Here is a 25,061-nt window from a genome sequence, read left to right on the forward strand (position 1 = left end):
GGTGGCTGGACTGGGAAAACGCCGTCCGCCGCGTCAGCGCTCCGGTGTCTCGGGGCTTGCTCACAAGCGCCCGTCGGACACTCGCCGGGCCTACCAGACCGACACGTCCGATGAGCTGCCCGACGTGCTCGAGATTCAGGGGCTGTCCCACGATGGCCGCGGGATTGCCCGTTCGCCCGCCGGCAAGACCCTGTTTGTCGAGGGGGCCTTGCCCGGCGAGCGGGTCAGGGTGGCGGTGCATCGCACCCGCAAGCGCTACGACGAGGCCCACCTGCGTGAGCTGATCGAGGCCGCGCCGACCCGGGTGACGCCGCCCTGTCCCTACATCGAGCGCTGTGGCGGCTGTGATCTGCAGCATCTGGAACTCGACGCCCAGCGTCGTCACAAGGCCGTCGTACTGTCGGAGCTGCTGGCCCGTCAGGGCGTCGAGGTCGACCTCGAACGCATCGAGGTGCTGGCCAGTGATGACGTCGCCTATCGCCGCCGTGCGCGCCTGGGCGTCAGGGTCGATGCCGACGGCGGCATCCATCTGGGCTTTCGCGCCAGGCGCAGTCACCGGCTGGTATCGGTGGAGAGCTGCACCGTTCTGGTGCCGGAGCTGTCGTCGCTGCTGGCACCGTTGCACCAGCAGCTGGCGAGCCTCGAGGCGCCACGCCAGGTCGGCCATCTGGAACTGCTGGCCAGCGACGGCCAGGTGACCCTGGTGATCCGCCAACTGCGCGAGCAACCCGCGGACCTGGCTCGCTGGCGTGCATGGGCCGATGAGCGAGGCATCGCCGTCGGCGTGCTGGCAGGCCGTGAACAGGTGCGCTTCGAGTGGCTGGTGACCCCGCCCCGAGGACTCCAGGTGACGGTCCCGTCGGCGCGTGGCCCGCTCAGCCTCGGCGTCGGACCGAGCGACTTCCTGCAGGCCAACGCCCAGGTCAACCAGCGCATGATCGAGACCGCGCTGGATTGGCTGGGGACACCTCGCCGGGTCGATGAACCCCTGCTGGATCTGTTCGCCGGGATCGGCAATTTCAGCCTGCCGCTGGCGGCGTCGGGCTACGCGGTGAGCGCGGTGGAAGGCTCGCCGGAGATGACCTCACGCCTGGCCGACAACGCCGCGGGCGCGGATCTGGACGTCGCTGCCCTCCAGGGCAACCTGCATGACGAAGGGCAGGTGGCGAGGCTGTTGCGTACCCATGATGCCGAGGTGGTGGTACTGGACCCACCAAGGGAAGGGGCCGAGGCGCTGTGCCGGGCACTGGCCAAAAGTACGGTGTCCCGGGTCTTGTATATTGCCTGTGATCCCGCCACGCTTTCTCGCGATGCGGCACACTTGTTGCAGGGAGGTTATCGTCTGCAACGGGTCGCCATGGCGGACATGTTCGTGCACACCTCGCACCTCGAGTCGATGGTACTGTTCGAACGCCAGGGGCCGTCGCCACGCCAAGGAGTCAGGAAAGATGGTTAAAGTGCGGGAAGACCAGCCGTTGACCGCGGATGGTCGGGTCGATATCGATCAGTGGGTCGCGCGGCTGCAGGACGACGTCAAGCTGGCCGACGCTGATGAACTGGTCGAGGCCTGCCAGCTGGCGCAGTCGCTGGAGCAGGCCTCCGAGCGGCCCCACAAGTCCTGGTTGAAGGACGGCTCGAGCTTTCGCATGGGCCTCGAGATGGCCGATATCCTCGGTGAGCTGCGCCTGGATCAGACCGCCATCGAAGCCGCCGTGCTGTATCGCGCGGTGCGTGAGAACCTGATCAAGCCCGAGCAAGTGGCCAAACGTTTCGGCCGCGAGGTGGCGAGCCTGATCGAAGGCGTGCTGCAGATGGCCGCGATCAGCAATACCCAGGCCACCACTGCCGGCCTGCAGCAGCAGGATCAGCAGGACAACCTGCGCAAGATGCTGGTCAACATGATCGACGACGTCAGGGTGGCGTTGATCAAGATCGCCGAGCGCACCTGCGCCCTGCGCCAGGTCCGCGATGCCCCGCGCGAGAAGCAGGTGCGGGTCGCCCGCGAAGTGTTCGACATCTATGCCCCGCTGGCCCACCGCCTGGGCATCGGCCACCTCAAGTGGGAGCTCGAGGACCTGTCCTTCCGCTACCTCCACGAGGACGACTACAAGACCGTCGCCCGGCAGCTGGCCGAGAAGCGACTGGATCGTGATCGCTACATCCAGGAGGTGGTGGAGACCCTGAAGTCGCTGATGTCGGCCCAGGGCATCCACCAGTTCCAGGTGGACGGTCGGGCCAAGCACATCTTCTCTATCTGGCGAAAGATGAAGCGCAAGCGCATCGACTTCTCCCAGGTTCATGACGTACGCGCGGTGCGCATCCTGGTGCCCACGGTGCAGGATTGCTACACCATGCTCGGCATCGTCCACTCGCGCTGGCACACCGTGCCCGACGAGTTCGACGACTACATCGCCAACCCCAAGAAGAATGGCTACCAGTCCCTGCATACGGCGGTCATCGGCCCCGAGAACAAGGTGCTGGAAATCCAGATCCGCACCTTCGCCATGCATGAAGAGGCCGAACTTGGGGTCTGCGCCCACTGGCGCTACAAGGGCCACGATACCAATGCCCGCAGCGACAGCTACGAGGAAAAGATCGCCTGGTTGCGTCAGGTGCTCGAGTGGCACGAGGAGATCGGCGAATTCGGCGACCTGCGCGAGGGCCTGACCAGCGACGTGGCGCCGGATCGCATCTATGTGTTCACCCCGGACGGTCACGTCATCGACCTGCCCAGGGTCGCCACCCCCATCGACTTCGCCTACCGCGTGCACACCGAGGTGGGCCACCGCTGTCGCGGCGCCAAGGTCAACGGTCGCATCGTGCCGCTGACCTACAAGCTCAAGACCGGTCAGCAGGTCGAGATCCTGACCGCCAACAAGAGCGCCCCGAGCCGTGACTGGCTCAACCCCAACCTGGGTTTCGTGCGCACCTCCCGGGCCAGGGCCAAGATCCAGTCCTGGTTCAAGCACCAGGCGCGTGACCAGAACCTGGAAGAGGGCAAGGCGCTGTTCGAGCGCGAGATGAAGCGTCTCGACGTCCACGACATGGACCTCGCCACCCTGGCCCAGAAGGTCAACTACGCCAATGCCGACGACATGTACGCCGCGCTTGGCGCCGGCGACCTGCGTATCGGTCAGGTGCTGCACCAGGCCCAGCAGCTGTTCGGCGACAGCGACGAGCAGGAGCACCTCGACCGGTTGCTGGCCAAGCCGCGTCAGAAGCCGGCCAAGACCCCGGACGGCGAGATCACCGTGCTGGGCGTCGGCAACCTCAAGACCAACATGGCCAACTGCTGTCATCCGGTCCCCGGCGAGCCGATCGTCGGCTTCATCACCCAGGGCCGTGGCGTGTCGATCCATCGCCAGGACTGCCCCAACATCCTGCAGCTTAGGGTCGACGAACCCCAGCGGGTGATCGAGGTGGAGTGGGGCGAGCGCTCCAGCAGCCAGTACCCGGTGGATATCGAGATCCAGGCCTGGGACCGCTCCGGCCTGCTGCGTGACGTCACCGCCGTGCTCGGCCAGGACAAGGTCAACGTGCTCTCGGTCAATACCCTGACCAACACCGACGACGGCATCGCGCGCATCTCGATCACCGCCGAGGTGGACGGCCTGGAGACCCTGGGCCGGCTGTTCTCCCGCATCCAGCAGTTGCCCAATATCATCGAGGTCAAGCGCAAGCGCGGTCAGGGAGGGCGTCGCACATGAGCCGGCGCTATTCCATCGATGACCTGCTGACCCTGATGGCGGTGCTGCGGGACCCCCAGCAGGGCTGCCCCTGGGACGTCAAGCAGCACTGGGACACCATCGTCCCCCACACCCTCGAGGAAGCCTACGAGGTCGCCGACGCCATCGAGCGACGCGCCTTCGACGAGCTGCCGGGGGAGCTCGGCGACCTGTTGTTCCAGGTGGTCTACTACAGCCAGTTCGGCAGCGAGGAAGGGCGTTTCGATTTCCATGACGTGGTGCACACGCTGACCGACAAGATGCTGCGTCGCCATCCCCACGTGTTTCCCGACGGCACCCTTGAATCCCGCCGCCAGGGCGTCAGTGCCGCCGAGGTCGAGACCCGTCAGGTCCACTCCCGCTGGGAGGCGCTCAAGGCCGAGGAACGGGAAGGACGCAGCGGCCCGCAGCAGGGCGAGGCCGAAGCGGTGGTTTCTGTCTCGGCGCTGGATGACGTGCCGCGGACCCTGCCGGCGCTTAGTCGCGCCGCCAAGCTGTCCAAGCGCGCGGCCCGGGTGGGCTTCGACTGGCCGGACACCGACGGGGTGCTCGACAAGCTCGAAGAGGAGCTGGGTGAGATTCGCGAGGCGCTGTCGGCCGGGGATCGCGACCACGCCGCCACCGAGGTGGGCGACCTGCTGTTCGCCACCGTCAATCTGGCGCGCACCCTGGGAGTCGACCCGGAAGCCTGCCTGAGAGGCACCAATCAGCGCTTCGAGAGCCGCTTTCGCCATATGGAGCGGTCCCTGGATGCCCAGGACACGCCGCTCGGCCGGGCCTCGCTGGAGCGCATGGAAGAGCACTGGCAGCAGGCCAAGCGTGCCGAACGCGCCGAGCCGTCCGATCCGTTCGATCCGTTCGATCCGACCATGGACTGACGAGGCCGGCGAGACCCTATCGATAACAAGGCGGGGCCGCACGCTCGGGACCCGCTGGACACCACACCCAAGGAGACCCCATGAGCCACGATCTGCACGAATCCTTGCGCGATAACGTCCGCATCCTCGGCGACAGCCTGGGACGCACCATCGCCGATGATCTCGGACCCGAGTTCGTGTCACGCATCGAGACGATTCGCGGACTGGCCAAGCGGGGCCGCCAGGGCGAAGAGGCCGGCCAGCAGGAGCTGATCGAGTACCTGCGCCGGCTGCCGGAGAAGGACCTGCTGCCGGTGACCCGGGCGTTCAATCAGTTCCTCAACCTGGCCAACATCGCCGAGCAGCACTACCGTGCCCGCTTTCGTCGGGTCGAGGACTACAAGCCGGGGATGCAGCCGGTGCTGGGTGAGCTGCTCGAGCGCGCCCGGCGCGAGGGTCACTCGTCGCGCACCCTGGTCGAGACGCTGGCCAACATGCGCGTCGAGCTGGTGCTGACCGCCCATCCCACCGAGGTCATCCGGCGCACCCTGATCCAGAAGTACGACGCCATCGATGACTGCCTCAGCGCCATCGAGTCCTCCAGCGAGTACCCCGAGCGGGCTGCCAGGGCCAAGGGGCGGCTCGAGGAGTTGATCAGTCAGGCCTGGCACACCGACGAGATCCGCCACGACCGGCCGACCCCGGTGGACGAGGCCAAGTGGGGCTTTGCGGTGATCGAGAATTCACTGTGGCAGGCGGTGCCGGACTTCCACCGGGACCTGGATAACCTGCTGCTGGAAAGCGCCGGCGAGCGTCTGCCGCTGGACGCCGCGCCGCTACGTTTCGCTTCCTGGATGGGTGGCGATCGCGACGGCAACCCCAACGTCACCGCACGGGTCACCCGGGAGGTGCTGCTGCTGGGCCGCTGGATGGCGGCGGACCTGTACCTGCGTGATCTCGAGCAGCTCAAGATCGAATTGTCCATGTGGAGCACCAACAGTGCCCTGCGTGCCGAAGTCGGCAACGTCGCCGAGCCCTATCGCGAGCTGCTCAAGCGTCTGGTGGCGAAGGTCGAGGCCACCCGCGACTGGGCCAAGGCCGAACTCGACGGCAAGAGCTATGACGGCGGGCCGATCATCGAGACCCGGGACCAGCTCTATGCGCCGCTGCTGGCCTGCTACCGTTCGCTGTGCGACGTCGGCCTGGATACCATCGCCAACGGTGTGCTGCTCGATACCCTGCGCCGTGTGGCGGTATTCGGCGTCACCCTGACCAAGCTCGACCTGCGCCAGGAGGCCAGCCGCCACGCCCTGGTGATGGAAGAACTGACCCACGACCTGGGCCTGGGCAACTACCGCGAATGGAGCGAGGAGCAGCGCCAGGCCTTCCTGCTGGCGGAGCTCGAGTCGACCCGGCCGCTGATCCCGCGGCGCTGGGAGTGCTCCGCCGAGACCCGCGAGACCCTGGATACCTTCCAGGTGGTCGCCGCCGAGCACGGCGAGGCGCTGGGCACCTACATCATCTCCATGGCCGCGCAGCCCTCGGACGTGCTCACGGTGGCACTGTTGATGAAGGAGGTGGGGGGCCGTGTCGGCATGCCCATCGCACCGCTGTTCGAGACCCTGGACGACCTCAATCGCGCCGGCGACGTCATCGATCGGCTGCTGGCGCTGCCCGGCTACCGCCAGTTCGCCGGTGACAGCCAGGAGGTGATGATCGGTTACTCCGATTCGGCCAAGGACGCCGGCCAGCTGGCGGCGGCCTGGGCCCAGTACCGCGCCCAGGAGGCGCTGGTCGATGTCTGTGAAAGCCACGGTGTCGACCTGACCCTGTTCCACGGCCGCGGTGGCACCGTGGGCCGTGGCGGCGGTCCGTCCCACGCCGCCATCCTGTCCCAGCCGCCAGGCTCGGTGAACGGCAGCCTCCGGGTGACCGAGCAGGGCGAGATGATCCGCTTCAAGTTTGGCCAGCCCGACATCGCCCTGCGCTCCATGGAGATCTACGCCTGCGCGGTGCTGGAGGCGTCGCTGCTGCCGCCGCCCAAGCCCAAGCCGGCCTGGCGCGACGAGATGGACCGCCTGGCCGAGATCGCCCACGGTGCCTATGTCGGTGTGGTACGCCAGGACCCCGATTTCGTGCCGTACTTCCGTGCGGTCACACCGGAAGGGGCACTGGGCCGCCTGCCGCTGGGCTCACGGCCGACCAAGCGGCGTCAGGACGGTGGCGTCGAGACCCTGCGTGCGATCCCCTGGATCTTCGCCTGGACCCAGATCCGACTGATGCTGCCGGCCTGGCTCGGCACCGGTGAGGCCTTCGCCACCCGCCTGGCCGAGCCCGGCGGACTCGAGGTGCTGCAGGAGATGCGCGAGCAGTGGCCGTTCTTCGGCACCTACCTGGACATGCTCGAGATGCTGCTGGCCAAGGCCGACGTGGAACTGGCCGCCTACTACGAGCATCGCCTGGTGGACGAGCCGAGCCTGGAGGCCCTGGGCAACCGCCTGCGCGAGCGTTTCGGCAGGCTCAACGAGGAGCTTCTGAAGATCCTCGATCAGCAGGAGCTGCTCGAGAAGACGCCGCTGATTCGCCAGGCCATCGAGGTGCGCAACCCCTACATCGACCCGCTGCATGGCCTGCAGGCCGAGCTGCTGCAGCGTAACCGCGACGCCGACGGCGCCATCAGCGCGGACCTGTCCCGCGCCCTGATGGTGACCATGGCGGGGATCGCCGCTGGCCTTCGCAACACCGGCTGACGCGACCGCGAGCGTTACCCTGAACACCCAGCGCCCGGCCAGATGGCCGGGCGCTGGCGTCTTGGGTGAGCGTATCGGTTGGGTGTGTCGGTCGGGCGTTTCGGGATGTGTTGTGGATGCCGACGTTTCAGTCGGACGAGCTCGACCGATCGCGCTTGAGCCGTCGCATCAACCAGGACTGGCTGACGCCAAGGTCCTGGGCTGCCTTGCGGGTGCTGCCGGCGCGGGACAGAGCGTCATCGATGGCCTGGCGTTCGATCTCGGCCAAGCGCTCGGGCAGGGGGCGGGAATCGTCCAGTGGCAGCGATAGAGCACCGTCGCTTTGGCCGTCGTCTTGCCAGGAGCTCTTGCGCGAGCTGTTGAGTGAAACGCGGTCGGCAAGGCTAGCGGGCACAAGCTCCGGGTGGTCGAGGGCGAGATCGTCGATGCCGATGGTGTCGTCTTCACAGAACACGCTGAGCCGCTCGAGCAGGTTTTCCAGTTCGCGCACGTTGCCAGGCCAGGAGTGGTGGGTCAGCGCCCTCAGCGCGTCGCGCTCCAGGGTGATACGGCGCTTGTGGCGGCGGGATATCCTGGCCAGCAGCTGATTGGCCAGACCGGGGATGTCCTCGGCGCGCTCGCGCAGCGGTGGGATCTCGATGGGCACGATATTGAGTCGGTAGTACAGGTCGGCGCGGAAGCTGCCATCCCGCACCCGGGCGGCCAGGTCGGCGTTGGTGGCGGCGACGATGCGTACCTCGGCCTTGCGCGGCTTGCCGCCCAGCGGGTGGTACTGACGTTCCTGCAGCAGTTGCAGCAGTTTGGGCTGAAGCGTCAGCGGCAGTTCGCCTATCTCGTCGAGAAACAGGGTGCCGCCCTCGGCCAGGGCCACGTAGCCGACCCGCCCGTCGCGATGGGCGCCGGTGAAGGCGCCGCTCTCGTGGCCGAACAGCTCGGCTTCCAATAGGGCCTCGGGGATCGCCGCGCAGTTGACGTGAATCAGCGGCTTGTCCGAGCGCGGGCTGAACTGGTGCAGGCGATTGACCAGCCAGCTCTTGCCGACGCCGGTCTCGCCGCTGAGCAGCACCGTGGTGTCACTGGCGGCGGCGCGCTCGAGGCGCTCCAGACACCGGCGATAGCGTGGGCTGCGGCTGGACGAGGCGGGGCTGGCCTCCGTCGCTACCTGTTCCTGACGGATGCGCTTGAGCTGATGCATGACGTGATCGAGCAGCGCCTGGGTGGTGTCCGGCGAGCGCGAGGCCAGCACGTCGCGGTCCAGGTTGCGGGCCTGGACCAGCACCGCATCGGGTTCACCGGAAGGGTCGCCGCCCAGGTGAAACAGGCTGCCGTTGACCAGGTAGTCCTTGCCGCGATAACGGTGGACCACGCTGACCGGTCGCCGCTCCTCGATCACGAAGCGGGTGACCGAGGGCGAGAACACACCTTCCTCCTCGAGCCGGTAGACGTCGCTCTGGTAGAGGTGTTCCGCGCTGGCATCGAGCTGCGACAGGCTCGCCTGGTTGACCCACAGCGGGCGTCCCTTGAGGTCGGTGATGAAGATGCCGTCCTCGAGGGCGTTGAGGATGGCCAGTAGCTGTCGGGGCATGAGGGGGCCGTGGTTCATCGAGGCTCCAGGCAGGGTCCAGAACGTCAATGGTGTGCCGGGAGCGCGTGTTAGTAAAGCCAGGCCGGCGCCTCACGGCGCCGGCCTGGTGGATCAGTGACAGCAGCGGTGACGGTGCGCTCAGGTCCCCAGTTTGCTGAACAGGTAGCCCCACAGGGCGCCTGCGATGATCACGAACAGCACCATGATGCCCCACACCTGGCGGTATTCGCGCACCAGCTCGCGGGCGCCATCGGGGCGGGCCAGGATGTCGCGGATGGTGGTGTCGGACAGTCGCCTTGCACGAATGTCGTCGAATACCTTGAGCTCGTACTCGGAAGGCTGGCTCTTCAGTCCCACCGCGATCAGCGCCAGGGTGCCGAGCAGGATGGCCACCTGCAGGTTGTCGATATGCAGCGGCAGGCTGACCAGGCCGTGGCGCTCGAGTTCGCCCACCACGATGAAGGTGATCGAGCCCACCAGCATGCAGGCCAGCGCGGCGTTGGCGTTCATCCGACGCCAGTGCATGGCGGCGACGATGGTCGGCAGCCAGGCCACGGCAAAGATCGCGCCGGCGTAGATCGAGATCCAGTAGATGCCCGCCGGGCGCGAGATCGCCACGGCGCACACTACCAGCGCTACCACCGCCTGGGAGATGCGGCCGAGTACCACGCCCTTGCGTTCGCTGACCTCACGGTCGAACAACTTCTCGTAGAGGTCGCGGGCCAGGGCGAAGCCGGTCAGCACGAACAGTGTCGAGGCGGTGGACATGATCGACGCCATCAGGCCGGCCAGACCGATACCGGCCAGGGTCGGGTTGGTGTGCTCCATGAAGCCGACGATCATGGCGCGGTCGGTGGGCTCGATGCCGGGCTGGATCACCTGCATGGCGCTGGCCGCCAGAAACACCAGCAGCTGCATGGCCGGGGCGAAGAACACGCCGATCACCGCCACCTTGAGGATGACGAAGTCGTTCTTGGCCGGAAAGACGCGGGACACCAGCGCCGGGGTGCAGGCAAAGAACAGGATCCACACCAGGAACTGGGAGATCGACCAGCCCAGCGGGCGGTCGTTGGCGCCCCCCACGGTCCAGAAGCCGGGCAGGGTCTCGCCGAGGCCCTTCATCGCCTCGAAACCGGCGTCGCCGATCAACATTGGTGCGATGACGAAGGCGATGGCCAGCATGGTGAAGAACATCATGGTGTCGGTGTAGACCACCCCGTACATGCCGGACAGCGAGCAGAACGCCAGCAGCGCCAGGGTGAAGGCGACGATGATCACCGGGAAGGGGATATCGATGATCTCGGCCAGCACCAGGCCGGCGCCGATCAGCTGGATGATGCCGTAGCCGAGCAGGCCGATCACCATCAGGATCAGTGCGACCACGCTGACCCACTTGTTGTTAAAGCGGTAGTCGAAGAAGTCCATCATGGTGCGGCAGTTCAGCGCCTTCAGCTTGCGACCGATGAACACCACCGCGATCAGGGTCCCGACCCAGGCGCCGAAGGAGCCCAGCGCCGCGATCACCAGCGGGCCTTCGCTGTAGGAGATGCCGGCGATCCCCATCAGGGTCACGGCGCTGAGGAAGGTGGCGGCCAGGGTTCCGACGATCAGCAACGTCGAGCCCTGCTCACCCATGACGTAGAAGTCGTCCTTGTTCTTGATACGGCGTGCGAGCAGGGCCGCCACCGCCACGTAGGCGGTCAGTACGATGGCGAAGATGGCCAGGGTCATGACAGGTCTCTCAGGTCAGATGAAGTCTTGTTGTGGTTGGTGGTGTCGGCTGAAGACGAAGCCGCCGCCTCGTCCTTCAGGCGACGAATGGTCGGCCGGTATTCGCGCAGCAGGATGACGCCAACGATGACAACCGACAGGGCGGTGGTCAGAAAGGCGTTGGCAAACAGCAGCAGCACATGGGAGTTGATGTCCATAAGGTATCTCTTGTTGTGAATGGCCTGAGCGTCCGGGGAACGAGTCGGCTGATCGGGCAAAGGGCCTTTGATGCTATTTCGACTCGATGAATCGAAATCGATTCATTCTGGGTTGTTCAGGGCGCTGATGGCGATCTCAGTCGCGCTCGGCGCGTGCCAGCACCGCGTCGCACAGCAGTTGGGTGCCCAGCGCGCAGTGCTCAGGCTCGGCGTATTCGGCCTCGTTGTGGCTGATGCCGTCGCGGCAGGGCACGAAGATCATCACCGTGGGGGTGACGTGGGACAGGTGCACGGCGTCGTGCCCGGCACCGCTCATCATGCAGGGGGCATCGAGCTCGCGCGCCTTGACGGCCTCGCGCAGGGAGTCGATCAGGGCGTCGTCGAAGGGGGTGACCGGAGAATGCCAGCGGCGCTCGAACGTCAGCTCCACGCCCTCGACGTCGGCGGCGTCCCTGGCCAGACGTTCCAGTTCGGCATCCAGTGCATCGAGGCGTTCGTCGCTGACGTGGCGCAGGTCCAGCAGCAGACGGACCTCGCCGGGGACCACGTTGCGCGAGGGCTCGACCACCTGGAAGTCGCCCACGGTCAGGCGCGCAGCGCCGTCAGGATCCGCCATGACCACCTCGCGCATGCGCTGGATCATGGCGGTGGCGGCGAGCAATGGATCACGGCGATAGCTCATCGGCGTGGGGCCTGCGTGGGCCGACTGACCGCGCAGACTCAGGTCGTACCAGCGGATGCCCTGGACCCCGGTGACGATGCCGAGGGGATGGCCCTGTTCCTCGAGCACCGGGCCCTGCTCGATGTGCAGCTCGAAGTAGGCGTCGAGTTCGGGTTCGCCCAGGGGCAGATCGCCGGCCTCGCCGCAGGCCGCGATGGCCTCGCCCAGGGTGACGCCCTTGCTGTCGCTGGCGCCGAAGAAGGTCGCCTCATCGAGGCGGCCGGTCCAGACGCCGCTGCCGCCCATGGCCGGGGCGAAGCGGCTGCCTTCCTCGTTGGTCCAGACGATCAATGACAACGGCCGGCGGGTGGTGATGGCGTTGTCGTGCAGGCTGCGCAGCACCTCCAGGCCAGCCAGTACCCCCAGCACGCCGTCGAAGCGTCCGCCCAGCGGCTGGGTGTCCAGGTGGCTACCCATGGACACCGGGGGCAGGTGGTCCTCGCGTCCGGCACGCCGGATAAACAGGTTGCCGGCCTTGTCACGCTGCCAGGTGCAGCCCAGCGCCTCGACCCAGTCCAGCAGCAGGCGGCGCCCATCGGCGTCTTCAGGGGTCATGGCAAGGCGGCGGCTGCCGCCGTTGGGGGAAGGGCCGACCTCGGCCATCTGCATCAGGCTGTCCCACAGGCGGTTGGCGTCGATATCGATGGAACGGTGGGGTGTCGATGACATGGCAGGAGATTCCTTGTGATTTGGTGTTATGCCAAACCACAAAGCTATTCCCATGCCGTATTGAGAAAAAATCTTTTAAAACAGCAGAATAAAGATGAGGTGTGGCGCAAGGGGACGTCAAAAGTCACTGCGTGTAACGCGATCGAGTCGATTCCGACTCGGTTTGCCGGCGGTGTTAGGCTCAGTCCGAAAAGTCGACGAGCGAAGGTTAGACAAGGCAAAAATCGGTGAGACAGCGCAGTTTACGTGGTGTAAATGAGCATGTTGACCGGGCTGGCGCACCAGCCGATTTTTAACGCCGTATTACCGAGCGCAGGCACTTTTCAGACGAGCCCTAGAAAGGGAGGTGGAACGAGGCCGTAATCATATTCAGATGCTCAAGCTCGGGGTCATTGACCTCCTCGAACTCGACCTGGCCGATCCAGCTGCGGGTCATCCAGCGGGCCCCGAGACCCTGGACCCGGGTGGAGCCACTGGTGGAATCGAAGGTGTTGCGACCGGTGACCGGATCGCTGACCCACTGGGCCATGCCGGTCTTGCCGTAGACGCCGAAGTGGCCGACACGGAAGCCGGCGACCAGGCTACCCCCCAGGCTGGTCACGTCCTGGACATGCTGGCTGTCGCTGGAAGACATGGGGACGTCATCGCTTTGTCGATAGCGCAGCTCGGCCCCCAGGTCCCAGCCGGTTTCCTGCTGTGGCGCCATGCCGGCGGTCAGGCGGAAGCCGGAGGTGTAGCCGTCGGGAGTGTGGACCTTGTCGCCCTGCACCAGGACGCCGCTGTCGAGCCTGACGATTTCCTGGCCCATGCCGGAGAAGGCCGGGGTGGCCGAGTGGGAAGCGTCATTGTCGGCCAGCGGGTCGGCAGCGTCTTCGCTCGCCAGGACAGGGGCCGAGAAGGCGACAAGGGTCAGTGCCGCAAGCAGGCCCGCCAGCAAGGTGTGCGACGTGGGGCGTCGAGCGGGGAGAGAGGGCAAGCGACAAGCAGTCATCATGGTTGTCCTGGCGGAATAGCCTCCGCGGGTGGCACCTGATCGATCATGCTTCGGTTTTATTCAAGGGCTCGGCTCTCAATTCTAGACTCAGCCAACTTAAATCTCAGCAACCTCAGCTCTCACCTTGGCTCTCAATCTTGACGCGGCTCATTTTGACCGAGTTTTGAACGAGGCTGATTGAGAACACGGCGCAGTGTGAACGCAGCTCGTAGTGAACATGGCTCACAAGGGCAAGACCGTATGCGGGGACACGGACTTGTTCGAGGGCCGGCCCGGCAAGGTGATTCGAGTCGATATTCAGGTGGGAGTCGAATCACTGCCAACCGTTAAAATAGCAATCGCTTTTGTGTACCGCCAGCCTGGGTTTGCTCGTTTCAGGCATTCAGAAAGCGCCAATGCGCGTCGAGCTGGGGGCAAGGGAGGCCCAGGCGTGTGGCGGCCTCGCGCAGCGGGCCGAGGATGGCGTCGTGTTCGGTGGGCCTGCCTGCCTCGATATCCTGCAGCATCGAGGCACGGTTGGCGGCGGTCCGCTCGATGACCTGCCAGACCAGGGCGCGCCAGGCGCGGTTGCCATCGTTGACGTCGCTGGAGGGCACGTCGCTGGAGGGAACGTCGATGGCGGGAGCGGGAATCTCCAGTGCCGCCAGTATCTGCGCCACCTCGTCGACGGTGGCGTCGACCATGTCGCGGTAAGGATGCCCGCGCAGCTCGCCATTGCGTAGTCGGTAGCGTGCCACCAGGGGGTTGATGGCGGCGTTCACCGCCAGCTTGTGCCACAGCCGGGTGGCGATATCGTCCACCGCCTCGGTGGCCAGGCCGGCGGCGCTCAGGGTGGTGGCCAGCGAACTGGCCAGGGCTTGGGTCTGGTGGGCTTGGGTCTGGAGAGCGTCAGTCCGGAGGGGTTGGGTATGGGGGCCGTGGCCTTCGCCTGGATGGCCGTCGAGGCCGCCGTCGAGATGACCGATGACGGTCTGACCCTGGCCGGCGTGGACGACGCTGTCGTCCGCCCTGATAAAGGCGCCCTCGGTGGTGGAGGCGCACAGCACCGGCCCGCTCCAGGTATCGGTCAAGGGTCGCTGCACGCGCAGCCCGTTCTGCCACAGCACCAGCGGTGTGGCGGCAGGCAGATGGTCGGCCACCGCAGCGAAGGCTGCCCTGGCGGCGTAGGCCTTGGTGGTCAGCATGACCTGGTCGACATCGACGCAGGCAAGGCGTGGCTCGGTGGTGGTGGCCAGTTCAAGGCGCTGGGTCGTGCCATCCGGTGAGGTCAGGGTCTGGATCGTCGGCAGCGGTCGTCGCCCCAGCAGGCGCACGCTCTGGCCGCCAGCGGCAAGCCGACAGGCCAGTAGGCGGCCGATGGCGCCGGGACCGATGATCAGTGTGGTCATGTGGTGCTGCCTTTACGGGAGGGGCGGCGTTTACGCCCGGCGCTGCGGCGTGGCGAGTTGGTGCGGCGGCCTCGCTTGCTGGCGGGGCCGGCTTCCGGCGACTCGCCCTGGGCGGCGCCGAGGGCGGCACTCAGCCGCTGACTGTCGGCGCTGCCCACCAGCGTGCGAAGGTCCTCGACCAGCTGGGCGACGAAGGGTTCCGGTTCGGCCTGGGCTTCGGCGATGCCTTCCAGCCGCTGTTCCCACAGGGCGGTGCGCTCCGGGCGGCTGACCGCTTCGGGCAGCGAGTGGATCAGACCCACCCCCAGGCGTGTGGCGCGCAGCGCCTTGGCCTTGCGCACCAGATAGCCGCGCTCCAGCAGCGTCTCGATGATGCCGGCACGGGTGGCCTCGGTACCCAGGCCGTCGGTTTCCCTGAGGGTGCGGCGTACCTCGGGGTCCTCCACGTAGCGGGCGATATTCATCATGGCCTTGATCAGGCTGGCATCGGTAAACGGCTCCGGTGGGCGCGTCTCGCGCTGTTCGACCTGGGCCTCCAGTGCCTGACAGGCCTCGCCCTCGACCAGCGCCGGCAACGGCGGTGGCTCGTCACGGGTGGTGAACAGGGGCTTCCAGCCGGGCACCAGCAGCGTCTGGCCGGAGGCCTGGAAGCGCTCGTCCAGCAGGCGGAACTCGGCCTTCACCTCCTGGGTTTCCAGCGCCGGATAGAACTGGGCCAGCACGTTGCGCGAGATCAGACGGTAGACGTCGGCTTCCTGACGCGACAGGCGCTCGGCAACGAAGGGCTTGCCGGTGGGGGCAAGAGCGTGGTGGGCGCCGACCTTGGCGTCGTCGAAGGCGCGTGAGCGAAGCCCCATGTCGGCGTTGGCCAGCCAACCGGACAGGGTGGTGTCATCGCGACAGGCGCTGGCCAGTTGGCCCGGCAGGCTCGCCAGGTGTTCACGCGGCAGGTAGCGACAGTCCGAGCGCGGATAGGTGATCAACTGATGGCGCTCGTAAAGGCGCTGGCAGATGTCCAGCACCGCCTTGGCCGAGAGCCCGTGGCGGCGTGCCGCATCGACCTGCAGCGCCGACAGAGAGTAAGGCAAGGGCGGCGGCTGGCGACGACGACGGGAGTCCACGCTGCTCACCTGGCCTTCAGCACCCGGCAGGCGCTCTGCCAGCGTCTGAGCAGGAGCGGCGTCGAGCACCCGACCGCGCTCGTCCAGGCGATGGGACTCGCCGGGGACCCACCAGGCCTTCAAGGTGCCGGCGCCGACGCGCAGGTGAGCCCACAGCACATAGAAGGGGTAGGGCGTGAAATGACGGATCTCCTCATCGCGGCGCACCACCAGGCCGAGCACCGGCGTCTGCACGCGCCCCACCGACAGCACGCCATCGTGGCCCGCCTGGCGGCCGATCAGGGTCCAGGCGCGGGTCAGGTTGATGCCGTACAGCCAGTCGGCGCGGGCGCGGGTCTGGGCGGCGCGGTAGAGCGGGTAATACCTGGCATTGTCCTCGATCCGCCCGAGTGCTCGAGCCACCGCAGGCCGGTTGAGGTCGTTGATCAGCAGACGCTGGACGGGCCCCTTCCAGCCCAGGTGCTCGATCACCTCCTGGACCAGCAGCTGGCCCTCGCGGTCGGGGTCGCCGGCGTGCACCAGTTGGCGTGCCTGTTTCAGGCGCGCACGAATCACCGACAGCTGACCGCGGGCCTTGGGCCTGGGCACCAGCTTCCACTGACCGGGCACGATGGGCAGGTGGTCGCGTCGCCAGGGCTTGAAGGCCGGGTCGTAGGCATCCGGCGGCGCCTGCTCCAGCAGGTGGCCGAGGCACCAGGTGACCTCGGTGTCGCCGACGGACAGGTAGCCGTCTTTTTTCTGTGCTGCCCCGGGCAGCGCCTCGGCGATGGAGCGAGCCAGGCTCGGTTTTTCCGCAATGATCAATCGCATAGCGCACCGGTGCGGGTGAATCGTCTGGATATTCTTCCAGTATGTGTGATGAGATGCCAGGTGTACCATGGAGTGAAAAGTGTACAAGTCCTATATCATTTTTGTGTGCAGATGCGGGTAAGGTGACCGTCTTGTGACGCGCTATCCTCCCGGTGAGGCCAGCGTTGCCAGCATCTTGCAGGGCGCCCGTACGGGCAGGAGGCAGCATGCGTCAGTCAGGCCGGACACGCCGGATGCTCGGGTTGTCCGCTCGTACCGGATCGACCCTGCTGCGCTCGAGAATCGGCGGCAAGGCCGATTGGCAGGCGCTCGGCGAGTCGCTGTTTGAAGGCCTCTCCGAGCTCAAGGGGCCGGCGATGAAGATCGCTCAGGTCATGTCCCAGTGGGATGACCTGCTGCCCCCGGCCCTGGCCGAAGAGCTTGCCCGGCTACAGAAGGATGCTGCTCCGGCGCCCTGGGCCGAGATCAAGGTGGCGCTTGAGGCAGAGCTCGGCGACCTCGATGCCCTGTTCGACGAGATCGAGCCCGAGCCCTTTGCCAGCGCCTCCATGGGACAGGTGCATCGGGCCCGGACCCGGGACGGTCGTACCCTGGTGCTCAAGGTGCAGTACCCGGGGCTCGATCGGGTGCTGGAACAGGACCTGGTGCAGGTCAGAAGGCTGCTGCGACTGGGTCGCTGGCTCAAGGTGTCCCAGGCACGCCTCGATGCTCTATTCGACGAACTCGCCGATGGACTGCGGCGCGAGCTCGACTATCGCGCCGAAGCGGACGCACTGGAGCGCTACCGGCGGCGCTATGCCGATCACCCCGACCTGGTGATGCCGCAGCCCGTGAAGGAGCTCAGTGGTCCAAGGGTGCTGGCGATGGAGTATCTGCCGGGGACGCCCCTGCGTGACCTCGAAGGTGCCGACGATACCCTTCGTCAGCGGGTGTCGCGCACCCTGGCGGACTGGATCACCGAGGAGCTGTTCACCCACCATGAACTGCACGCCGATCCCCACGCCGGCAATTTTGCCGTCGATGAACAGGGCCGGCTGGTGGTGTATGACCTGGGCGCCGTGATCGCGGTCCCCCGGGAGCGGCTGGCCGGTCTGGTGGCGCTACTTGGGGCAACCCTGGACGGCGACCCCATGGCCATGGATGAGGCCGTGCGCGGGCTCGGCGGTCGACAGGGAGAGGGCGCGCCGCTGGCGCTGTATCGCGAATCCGCGGAAGCGGTGTCGCCGCTGTTCGCGCCCGGTGAGCAGGACTTCGGCGATGTACGGGTGCATCGGCGTCTGCGCGAGCTGAGCCCCCGGGTGTGGGGCGCGCTGGACCGCCTGCAGCCCCCTGCCGGCATGCTGTTGCTGGCGCGTACGCTCAATGGTCATTACTGGAACCTGGTGCGGCTCGAGGGGCGCCTGGACATGCATTCACGGAGTGCACAGTTGCTGGATGCCTACGCCGTCTGAGGCGCGGGTCTGCCCAGCCGGTGCATGCACTGTTAGACTGTGCCGTTTTCAATTTCGGGGAGATAGCGATGCTGGCGTTATGGGTGGATCAACTGCTGGGTTTTGCCGCGGGCGCCCTGGCAGCCATTCGGCAGGATGAACGCTATCCGAGCTTGATGAGCTGGGCGCGCGAGGAGGGGCCTGCCTGCGTGGGCGGTGACAAGGCCCTGGCCCAGGCGCTGGCTCCCGAACTGTGGTCCCAGACGCCCCTGGCACGTCTCGACTTCGCCTGTGAAACCCTGGCACGCCCTGGCCGCAACGAACCTTGCTGGTGCGACTCTGGACGCAAGATGAAGCAGTGCTGCGGCGCCGTCAGCCTGACCGGTCACCTGCCGCCTCATCTGATGTGGATGCTGTCGCTGAGGGAGTGGAAAGGGGAGACGCTGAAGGCTGCCCTGGCCAGTGGTCGCGCCCCTGCCCAGGCGCTATTGGAGGCAGGGCTGATCGCCGCCGAATCGGGCCAGCGGGGACGTGCCCAGCAGATCCTCGAGTCACTGTTCGACAATGCCGACTGGGAGCGCCTGCCGGAACAGGCCGAGCCCGCCTTCGAGATCCTGCTGGACCTTTTCCAGGAGCGCGGTTTCCACCGCAAGCGCGAGGCGCTGCTGGACGAGGTGCTGGAGCGGGGACCGATGTTCCTGCGTGGCGTGGCGCTGGAGCGGCTGTGTCTGATGCACCTGGACAACGACGATCTCGACAGTGCTCGCTCGGCCTTCGTGCGTGCCCAGCAGGCCCTTCCCGATTCGCCGACCCTGGCCTATATCGAGGCCATGCTGCTGCTCCACGAAGGTCACGACGAGGAAGCCATGGAGCGCTCGCGCTTCTGGCTACGGCGGCTGACCCGCCAGGGTGATCTGGACCCCGACCAGCTGCAGTTCCTGGCGGACCTGGCCGACAACCCCGGCGCCACCCTGGCCGATCAGCTGCTGTGCGCCGAAGAGGATCTCGGCGAGCCCCTGGTGGGCCTGCAGACCCTGCTGGCGGAGTTGCCGCCGCCCCCGCCGATCAAGGTGGTGGAGGAAGACGGGCAGTTGCTGTATCGCTCCACGGCGCGGGAGGACACGCTGTTCGCCGCCTTCCAGGAGGGTTTCCAGGTCGACGTGGACCCGGATGCGCCGATGGGCTTTCTCGGAGATCCGTGGTTCAATGCCGCAGCCTGGTTGCCGGCGCTGTGCGCCAACCCCGAACAGCTTGATTCACCGGCGGTACTGCAGTCGGTGTCGCTGGCGCTGACCAGCCGTTTTGGCAGTCTGCCGTGGATGGCCCCGAGTCTGTTCGAGCCCCTGGCCGAGCGTCTCGAACGCTGGCTTCTGCAGATTCGTCAGAGTGGCGACGGCGCCTTCCAGTGGGACCAGGAAGACAACGCCCAGCTTCTGCGGGCGGGGCTTGCGCTGGTGGTGGGCATGGAACGCGGCTCCCGCCAGCACTCGCGGGAACTGGCCGAGCTGCTGCTGTCGCTGGACGAGCAGGACAGTCTGGGGCTGCGCGAGCTGGTGCTCGACCAGTTGCTGCGTGAAGGCCGCGACGACGAGGCGCTGGAGATCAGCCGCCAGGCCTTGGAGGTCGGTCCTGCCGATGACGAGACGCCGCTGCTGGGCATGTACATGGGGCAGGTGCTGGCGCTGTACCGACTGGGCCAGCTCGACGACGCGGCCCTGGCATTGGAGAGCGCCCAGCGCCACAACGCCCACGCGGTGGCGCTTCTCTGCAGCGACAACCCCAAACGTGGCGCCATCCCCGGCAATGGCCAGCTGGCCGAGCCCGGCACCCGCGCCGAGGCCTGGCAGTACCGTACCCTGATGCGCGATCAGTGGCGCAGCACACCGGGCGCGCTGGCCTGGCTGGAAGAGCGCAGCGGACGGCGCGGTTGATCGCAAGCCCTGTTCAAGGGCGTACTACAAGGCGGCTTCAGCAATGGGGGGGGATCGCTGCCTGCGCTGGATGACGGCTCCGGCTGAGCGTTGGGGCGCGTAGCGCCGAAGGTCTACTCAGACCCCCAGGTACGAGACCGAACGCTGAAGCACCATGGAAAAAGAGGGCCGACAACGTCGGCCCTCTTTTGGTTATGCACGCTGCATCGATGGCGTCATGGCTTGTCGAGGCTGACGGCGTGATCCCCTGGGTCGCGCACATGGTGTCGCCAGACCCACAGCGCCATCAGGATGGCCGGTACGCCCAGCGCCGAGGCCAGCACGAAGAAGCTCGGGTAGCCCATTCCCTCCACCACCAGCCCGCCAAAGCCTGACAGGAACTTTCCGGGCAGCGTCATCAACGACGAGAACAGGGCGTACTGGGTGGCCGTGTAGGCCCGCGAGGTCAGGCTCGACAGGAAGGCGATGAACACCGCGCTTGCCAGGCCATTGCTGAGGTTGTCGCCGACGATAGTGAGCACCAGCAGCGAGTGCTGGGCGCCACTGAGCGCCAGCCAGGCGAACATCAGGTTGGTCAGCACGGTGGCCGTAGCGCCGAGCACCAGGATGCGTCCGATGCCGTAGCGCACCACCAGCACCCCGCCGACTAGCCCGCCGAGGAGGCTCATGATGACGCCGAACACCTTGGTCACGGTGGCGATGGTGTCGAGGCTGAAGCCCAGGTCGACGTAGAGCGGATAGGCCATCGAGGCCATCGCCAGGTCGCTGATGCGATAGATGCCGATAAACAGCAAAAGTCCCAGTGCGCCCAGTCCGAAGCGCCCGAAGAAGTCGAGAAAGGGGCAGACCACGGAGCCGATCAACCAGGCGCCGGTGCGCCGGACCCATGCGGGCCGGCCGCGGCTGGCGCGCAGGAAGGCGCGCACCCGGGGCTCCTTGGCCAGGCGACTGGCCAGCGGTTGGCGCGGCGGCTCGGGACGCAGCAGTACGGTGATCATGCCCACCGCCGTCAGTGCCGCCATGCACTGATAGGACACCTGCCAGGAGAAGGCCGACGCCAGATACAGCGCCCCTGCACCGGCCATGATCAGGCCGCCGCGATAGCCGATGATGTAGGTGGACGCCATCGCTGCCTGGACCTCGTCCTCGGCCGACTCGATACGAAAGGCGTCGATGGCGATGTCCTGGGTGGCCGAGCCGAAGGCCACCATCAGCGCAAACAGCGCCACCGCGCCGAGCTGGGAGGCCGGGTCGAGTGACGAAAGGCCCAGCAGGCCGCCCATGATCAGCGCCTGGCCGGCAAGCATCCAGCTGCGCCGCTGGCCCAGCAGGCGGGTCAGCAGCGGCAGGCGGAAGGCGTCCACCACCGGTGCCCAGAAGAACTTTATCGAGTACAGCAGTCCAATCCACGAGAAGAAACCGATGGCGGCGACCTCGACCCCGCTGGTACGCAGCCAGGTGGTCAGGGTGGAGAACACCAGCAGAAAGGGAAGGCCCGCAGAAAAGCCCAGAAACAGCATGGCCAGCACGGGTAATCGCAGGTAGACGCGCAGGGCGTCGACCCAGGGATGCTGGCCGGACGAGGTGGGCATGGATAGCCTCCTTGCAGTTGGTCGGCCACAGGCCGCCTTCCGAATGGTAAAATGCGCGCAACATCTCGGTGCGGCTCGACGAATTGTTGCAAAGCCGCAGGGGCGATACCAGCGGTGATCATCAAGGGCCGTCGGCAACGCACCGGGAACCGCGTCAATGACAGGCGATACTGCCGGCTTGGTGGCTGGTGGTGGTTGAGTCTGGAAGGAGTCACATGAGTCACAGCAATATCGAGGCGGGCCTGGGGGGCGATGCCACCCCGCGCTGGTACGTGGTCCAGTGCAAGGGCGGAGAGTCGTTCCGGGCCGCCGAGCATCTGGCCAACCAGGGATACGAGCTCTTTCATCCAGTGCTGGAGGTGCAGAAGAAGCGCCGCAACAAGCTGACCTGGGTCGAGGAGCCGCTGTTCCCCTACTATCTGTTTCTGCGGCTCGACCAGGTCGAGAGCAACTGGCGCCCGATTCGCTCGACCCGCGGAGTGTTGAAGATCGTGACCTTCGGGCTGTCGATGCCGGTGCCGGTCAGCGATGAGCTGATCGACCTGCTGCGCCAGCACGGCGAAGCCAAGGACGACGATCCTGGCCAGCTTTACTTCCGGGCCGGAGAGTCGGTGGAGATCACCGACGGACCCTTCAAGGACCTCAAGGCGGTGTTCGAGAGCCACAAGGGCGAAGAGCGGGCGATCGTGCTGCTCAACATGCTGCATCGCCAGCAGCGCCTGGAAATGCCCGTCGCCGCGCTCAAGCGCCAGGACTGATGTCGACCCCAAGGAGCCCGAGATGAGAATTTCTCCCCAGTGTGTGGTGCGTCTGCACTATGTCCTGAGCAACCAGCAGGGCGACGTCCTGGACGATTCCTGGAAGCGCGATGAGCCGCTGGAGTATCTGCACGGTCACGGCAACCTGATGGAAGGCCTCGAGCGCGCCCTGGTCGACGCCGAGGTCGGCAGCCGCCTCAGCGTCACCCTGTCCCCGGCCGAGGCCTATGGCCTGCGCGACGAGTCGCTGGTGCGCGAGGTGGGGCGCCAGGCCTTTCCCGGCACCGATCTGCGCCCCGGCATGTGCTTCCAGACTCCCGGCGATGCCGGCCCGCAGATCGTCAGCGTGGTGGAGGTCAAGGGGGACAGCGTGGTGGTGGACACCAACCACCCCCTGGCCGGGGAGACCCTGTCGTATCGCCTCGAGGTGCTCGATATTCGCCAGGCGACCCGCGCCGAACTGGCTAAGGGGCACCCGCTGCCGCCCGGCACCGAGGCCTCCGAGGTGGAGGACCGCAAGGTCCTCTAGGGTCCCGGCAGTGGTAGCTGGAGGCGCTCTCGCTGAAAGGGTGCCACAGACGACGAAAAAGCCGCCTTTTGAAGGCGGCTTTTTCGTCGTCATGGCGGGCCGATGTCTCGCGGTCACCCTTGACGCAGGTCAGCACAATTCAAGGGCCGACCGGGTACCATGAATTCATCGACACAGAGACAGGAGGACAGCGCCATGTACGTCGACAACGCCGTCATTTTCGGGCTGGGTGCCGTCGCTCTCTCTGTGGCCTTCATGGCCGGCTGGATCGCTTTTATCATCCGCGACGCTCACCGTCGCAAGCGATAGTCGTCAACCAGCGTCAGGGGAGGGGGAGTCATCCCCCTTTTTCAACCGACCCTTCGGGGTCGGTTTTTTTTTGGTTCATTGCTTCTGAGATCACCTGAACTCGCCTGAATTCCTCTGGACCCGCCTGCCAGGCGCGCCGCGACAAGCCGCGGCGCGCCACGCGGGGCCTTAACGGGCGACGCGCTGCTTGAGGAACTCGACGATCTCGTCGGCGGGCACCATGGTGGCCTCGCTGTCACGGCGACCCTTGTACTCGAGCTCACCCTTGTCGAGGCTGCGATCGCCCACCACCAGTCGATGGGGCAGGCCCATCAGTTCCTGATCGGCGAAGCGCACGCCGGGACGCAGATCACGATCATCCAGCAGCACGTCGAAGCCGGCGGCGCTGAGTTCGTCATGCAGGCGCTCGCTGGTCTCGCGCACGCGCTGGGACTTGTGGGCGTTCATCGGCACGATGGCGATATGGAAGGGGGCGATGGCGTCGGGCCAGATGATCCCGCCCTGGTCGTGGTTCTGCTCGATGGCAGAGGCCACCACGCGGGTGATGCCGATGCCGTAGCAGCCCATCCAGGGGTGAACCGCCTTGCCTTCGTCGCCCAGCACGGTGGCGTTCATCGCCTCGCTGTACTTGCGACCGAGCTGGAACACGTGGCCTACCTCGATGCCGCGCTTGATCGATAGCACGCCCTTGCCGTCGGGTGACGGGTCACCCTCGACCACGTTACGCAGGTCGGCGACCTTGGGCAGGGCCACGTCGCGCTCCCAGTTGATGCCGAAGTAGTGCTTGCCGTCGACGTTGGCACCGGCGCCGAAGTCGCTCATCAGCGCCACGCTGCGATCGATGACGATCGGCATCTCGAGCCCGACCGGGCCCAGCGAGCCGGGGCCGGCGCCAACGGCGGCGCGGATCTCTTCTTCGCTAGCCATGGTCAGCGGTGTCGCCACCTCCTCGAGGTGTTCGGCCTTGACCTCGTTGAGTTCATGATCACCGCGCACCAGCAGCGCCACCAGGCCGCCCTCGTGGCCGTGCACCATCAGGGTCTTGATGGTCTTCTCGATGGGCAGGCCGTGCTGCTCGACCAGGGTGGCGATGGTCTTGGCATTGGGGGTGTCGACCAGCCTCAGCTCCTCGGCGGGCTCGGCGCGGCGGGCATCGCTGTCCAGGGGCGCAGGCAGGGCCTCGGCCTTTTCCATGTTGGCAGCGTAGTCGGACTCGGTGGAGAAGACGATATCGTCCTCGCCGGAGTCGGCCAGTACGTGGAATTCGTGGGAGCCGGTACCGCCGATGGAGCCGTTGTCGGCGATCACCGGACGGAAGTCGAGACCCAGGCGAGTGAAGATGCGCACGTAGGCGTCGTACATCTTCTGGTAGGTGTCCTTGAGCGAGGCCTCGTCCAGGTGGAAGGAGTAGGCGTCCTTCATGATGAACTCACGCGAGCGCATGACCCCGAAGCGCGGACGGATTTCGTCACGGAACTTGGTCTGGATCTGGTAGAAGTTGGCCGGCAGCTGCTTGTAGCTGGCGATCTCCTTGCGTACCAGGTCGGTGATCACCTCTTCGTGGGTCGGGCCGACGCAGTAGTCACGCTGGTGTCGATCCTTCAGGCGCAGCAGTTCCGGACCGTACTGCTCCCAGCGGCCGGACTCCTGCCACAGCTCGGCCGGCTGCACCGCCGGCATCAGCAGCTCCTGGGCGCCGGCACGGTCCATCTCCTCGCGCACGATACGCTCCACCTTGCGCAGGGTGCGAAGGCCCAGCGGCAGCCAGGTGTACAGGCCGGAGGTGAGGCGGCGAATCATGCCCGCGCGCAGCATCAGCTGGTGGCTGATGACCTCGGCGTCGGCAGGAGTTTCCTTCAGGGTACTGATCAGAAGTTCGGTGGCGCGCATGGGTCCGCAGGTTCCTTCACATCGAGTCTGGTAAGCGCTGGAGGCGAGCAGGACAGCAGGCTGTCCCGTCGATG

General features: G+C 66.4%; 18 protein-coding genes. 9 read left to right on the forward strand and 9 right to left on the reverse strand.

What is annotated here, in order from left to right; genetic code table 11:
- Nucleotide 1: 1 nt before the first annotated feature.
- The 4 genes from NFG57_RS07895 (at nucleotide 2) to ppc (ending at nucleotide 7,332) form a co-directional block, all read left to right on the forward strand.
- Entirely contained in the window at nucleotides 2–1,456 is a 1,455-nt protein-coding gene (locus NFG57_RS07895; RefSeq protein ID WP_108132707.1) for a TRAM domain-containing protein, read from the forward strand.
- Nucleotides 1,449–3,707 (forward strand): GTP diphosphokinase, encoded by a 2,259-nt coding sequence (relA, locus tag NFG57_RS07900; RefSeq protein ID WP_108132708.1) that lies wholly within the window; start codon nucleotides 1,449–1,451, stop codon nucleotides 3,705–3,707. Before NFG57_RS07895 ends, relA begins: the two co-directional genes overlap by 8 nt.
- On the forward strand, nucleotides 3,704–4,603 hold the full coding sequence (gene mazG, locus NFG57_RS07905) for a nucleoside triphosphate pyrophosphohydrolase (protein WP_348815830.1): 900 nt from the start codon (nucleotides 3,704–3,706) through the stop codon (nucleotides 4,601–4,603). The genes relA and mazG overlap by 4 nt, the downstream gene beginning before the upstream one ends.
- An 80-nt stretch (nucleotides 4,604–4,683) precedes the next feature.
- A complete protein-coding gene (gene ppc, locus NFG57_RS07910; RefSeq protein WP_124804386.1) occupies nucleotides 4,684–7,332 on the forward strand; it encodes a phosphoenolpyruvate carboxylase in 2,649 nt (882 codons plus the stop codon).
- 127 nt (nucleotides 7,333–7,459) lie between these two features.
- Here the strand turns inward: ppc and NFG57_RS07915 are convergent, their stop codons facing one another.
- From NFG57_RS07915 to NFG57_RS07945, 7 genes are all read right to left on the reverse strand, one after another.
- Nucleotides 7,460–8,935, reverse strand: coding sequence for a sigma 54-interacting transcriptional regulator (locus NFG57_RS07915; RefSeq protein WP_348815831.1), 1,476 nt, complete (start codon nucleotides 8,933–8,935; stop codon nucleotides 7,460–7,462).
- 120 nt (nucleotides 8,936–9,055) lie between these two features.
- Nucleotides 9,056–10,648: a sodium:solute symporter family protein gene (locus NFG57_RS07920; protein WP_045993192.1), complete on the reverse strand. Its 1,593-nt coding sequence runs from the start codon at nucleotides 10,646–10,648 to the stop codon at nucleotides 9,056–9,058.
- Nucleotides 10,645–10,845 (reverse strand): hypothetical protein, encoded by a 201-nt coding sequence (locus tag NFG57_RS07925; RefSeq protein WP_045993193.1) that lies wholly within the window; start codon nucleotides 10,843–10,845, stop codon nucleotides 10,645–10,647. The genes NFG57_RS07920 and NFG57_RS07925 overlap by 4 nt, the downstream gene beginning before the upstream one ends.
- 136 nt (nucleotides 10,846–10,981) lie before the next feature.
- Nucleotides 10,982–12,235, reverse strand: coding sequence for a M20 family metallo-hydrolase (locus NFG57_RS07930; RefSeq protein WP_222569360.1), 1,254 nt, complete (start codon nucleotides 12,233–12,235; stop codon nucleotides 10,982–10,984).
- Between the two features lie 334 nt (nucleotides 12,236–12,569).
- Nucleotides 12,570–13,229: a hypothetical protein gene (locus NFG57_RS07935; RefSeq protein WP_348815832.1), complete on the reverse strand. Its 660-nt coding sequence runs from the start codon at nucleotides 13,227–13,229 to the stop codon at nucleotides 12,570–12,572.
- Between the two features lie 374 nt (nucleotides 13,230–13,603).
- On the reverse strand, nucleotides 13,604–14,617 hold the full coding sequence (locus NFG57_RS07940; RefSeq protein WP_108132714.1) for a 2-dehydropantoate 2-reductase: 1,014 nt from the start codon (nucleotides 14,615–14,617) through the stop codon (nucleotides 13,604–13,606).
- Nucleotides 14,614–16,548 (reverse strand): DNA topoisomerase III, encoded by a 1,935-nt coding sequence (locus NFG57_RS07945; RefSeq protein ID WP_348815834.1) that lies wholly within the window; start codon nucleotides 16,546–16,548, stop codon nucleotides 14,614–14,616. Before NFG57_RS07945 ends, NFG57_RS07940 begins: the two co-directional genes overlap by 4 nt.
- Nucleotides 16,549–16,754: 206 nt before the next feature.
- Between NFG57_RS07945 and NFG57_RS07950 the strand changes: the two genes are divergently transcribed.
- Both NFG57_RS07950 and NFG57_RS07955 read left to right on the forward strand, forming a co-directional pair.
- A complete protein-coding gene (locus NFG57_RS07950) occupies nucleotides 16,755–17,999 on the forward strand; it encodes an AarF/ABC1/UbiB kinase family protein (protein WP_108132716.1) in 1,245 nt (414 codons plus the stop codon).
- Between the two features lie 68 nt (nucleotides 18,000–18,067).
- Nucleotides 18,068–19,909 carry an SEC-C domain-containing protein gene (locus NFG57_RS07955; protein ID WP_348815836.1) on the forward strand — a complete coding sequence of 614 codons (1,842 nt, stop codon included), beginning with the start codon at nucleotides 18,068–18,070 and terminating at the stop codon, nucleotides 19,907–19,909.
- A gap of 215 nt (nucleotides 19,910–20,124) precedes the next feature.
- On the opposite strand, the gene NFG57_RS07960 is transcribed toward NFG57_RS07955, so the two are convergent.
- A complete protein-coding gene (locus NFG57_RS07960; protein ID WP_045994240.1) occupies nucleotides 20,125–21,501 on the reverse strand; it encodes an MFS transporter in 1,377 nt (458 codons plus the stop codon).
- 215 nt (nucleotides 21,502–21,716) lie between these two features.
- Here NFG57_RS07960 and rfaH point away from each other — a divergent pair, with 215 nt between their 5' ends.
- From rfaH to ccoM, 3 genes are all read left to right on the forward strand, one after another.
- Nucleotides 21,717–22,259, forward strand: coding sequence for a transcription/translation regulatory transformer protein RfaH (gene rfaH, locus NFG57_RS07965; protein WP_045994239.1), 543 nt, complete (start codon nucleotides 21,717–21,719; stop codon nucleotides 22,257–22,259).
- A gap of 22 nt (nucleotides 22,260–22,281) precedes the next feature.
- Complete coding sequence (locus NFG57_RS07970) at nucleotides 22,282–22,788, forward strand: peptidylprolyl isomerase (protein WP_045994238.1); 507 nt, start codon at nucleotides 22,282–22,284, stop codon at nucleotides 22,786–22,788.
- Nucleotides 22,789–22,983: 195 nt separating this feature from the next.
- On the forward strand, nucleotides 22,984–23,097 hold the full coding sequence (ccoM, locus tag NFG57_RS07975; protein WP_286985057.1) for a cytochrome c oxidase subunit CcoM: 114 nt from the start codon (nucleotides 22,984–22,986) through the stop codon (nucleotides 23,095–23,097).
- 168 nt (nucleotides 23,098–23,265) lie between these two features.
- Here ccoM and NFG57_RS07980 read toward each other — a convergent pair whose 3' ends face one another.
- Nucleotides 23,266–24,987 carry a proline--tRNA ligase gene (locus NFG57_RS07980; RefSeq protein ID WP_348815838.1) on the reverse strand — a complete coding sequence of 574 codons (1,722 nt, stop codon included), beginning with the start codon at nucleotides 24,985–24,987 and terminating at the stop codon, nucleotides 23,266–23,268.
- Nucleotides 24,988–25,061 lie beyond the last annotated feature (74 nt).

This window comes from Halomonas sp. H10-59 (assembly GCF_040070555.1).
Taxonomy (GTDB): Bacteria; Pseudomonadota; Gammaproteobacteria; order Pseudomonadales; family Halomonadaceae; genus Halomonas; species Halomonas litopenaei.

Excerpts from the sequence above, each read along its gene's own strand:
- relA (WP_108132708.1), top strand. The coding sequence starts at position 1,449 with ATGGTTAAAGTGCGGGAAGACCAGCCGTTGACCGCGGATGGTCGGGTC.
- mazG (WP_348815830.1), top strand. The coding sequence starts at position 3,704 with ATGAGCCGGCGCTATTCCATCGATGACCTGCTGACCCTGATGGCGGTG.
- ppc (WP_124804386.1), top strand. The coding sequence starts at position 4,684 with ATGAGCCACGATCTGCACGAATCCTTGCGCGATAACGTCCGCATCCTC.
- NFG57_RS07915 (WP_348815831.1), bottom strand. The coding sequence starts at position 8,935 with ATGAACCACGGCCCCCTCATGCCCCGACAGCTACTGGCCATCCTCAAC.
- NFG57_RS07920 (WP_045993192.1), bottom strand. The coding sequence starts at position 10,648 with ATGACCCTGGCCATCTTCGCCATCGTACTGACCGCCTACGTGGCGGTG.
- NFG57_RS07925 (WP_045993193.1), bottom strand. The coding sequence starts at position 10,845 with ATGGACATCAACTCCCATGTGCTGCTGCTGTTTGCCAACGCCTTTCTG.
- NFG57_RS07930 (WP_222569360.1), bottom strand. The coding sequence starts at position 12,235 with ATGTCATCGACACCCCACCGTTCCATCGATATCGACGCCAACCGCCTG.
- NFG57_RS07935 (WP_348815832.1), bottom strand. The coding sequence starts at position 13,229 with ATGATGACTGCTTGTCGCTTGCCCTCTCTCCCCGCTCGACGCCCCACG.
- NFG57_RS07940 (WP_108132714.1), bottom strand. The coding sequence starts at position 14,617 with ATGACCACACTGATCATCGGTCCCGGCGCCATCGGCCGCCTACTGGCC.
- NFG57_RS07945 (WP_348815834.1), bottom strand. The coding sequence starts at position 16,548 with ATGCGATTGATCATTGCGGAAAAACCGAGCCTGGCTCGCTCCATCGCC.
- NFG57_RS07950 (WP_108132716.1), top strand. The coding sequence starts at position 16,755 with ATGCGTCAGTCAGGCCGGACACGCCGGATGCTCGGGTTGTCCGCTCGT.
- NFG57_RS07955 (WP_348815836.1), top strand. The coding sequence starts at position 18,068 with ATGCTGGCGTTATGGGTGGATCAACTGCTGGGTTTTGCCGCGGGCGCC.
- NFG57_RS07960 (WP_045994240.1), bottom strand. The coding sequence starts at position 21,501 with ATGCCCACCTCGTCCGGCCAGCATCCCTGGGTCGACGCCCTGCGCGTC.
- rfaH (WP_045994239.1), top strand. The coding sequence starts at position 21,717 with ATGAGTCACAGCAATATCGAGGCGGGCCTGGGGGGCGATGCCACCCCG.
- NFG57_RS07970 (WP_045994238.1), top strand. The coding sequence starts at position 22,282 with ATGAGAATTTCTCCCCAGTGTGTGGTGCGTCTGCACTATGTCCTGAGC.
- ccoM (WP_286985057.1), top strand. The coding sequence starts at position 22,984 with ATGTACGTCGACAACGCCGTCATTTTCGGGCTGGGTGCCGTCGCTCTC.
- NFG57_RS07980 (WP_348815838.1), bottom strand. The coding sequence starts at position 24,987 with ATGCGCGCCACCGAACTTCTGATCAGTACCCTGAAGGAAACTCCTGCC.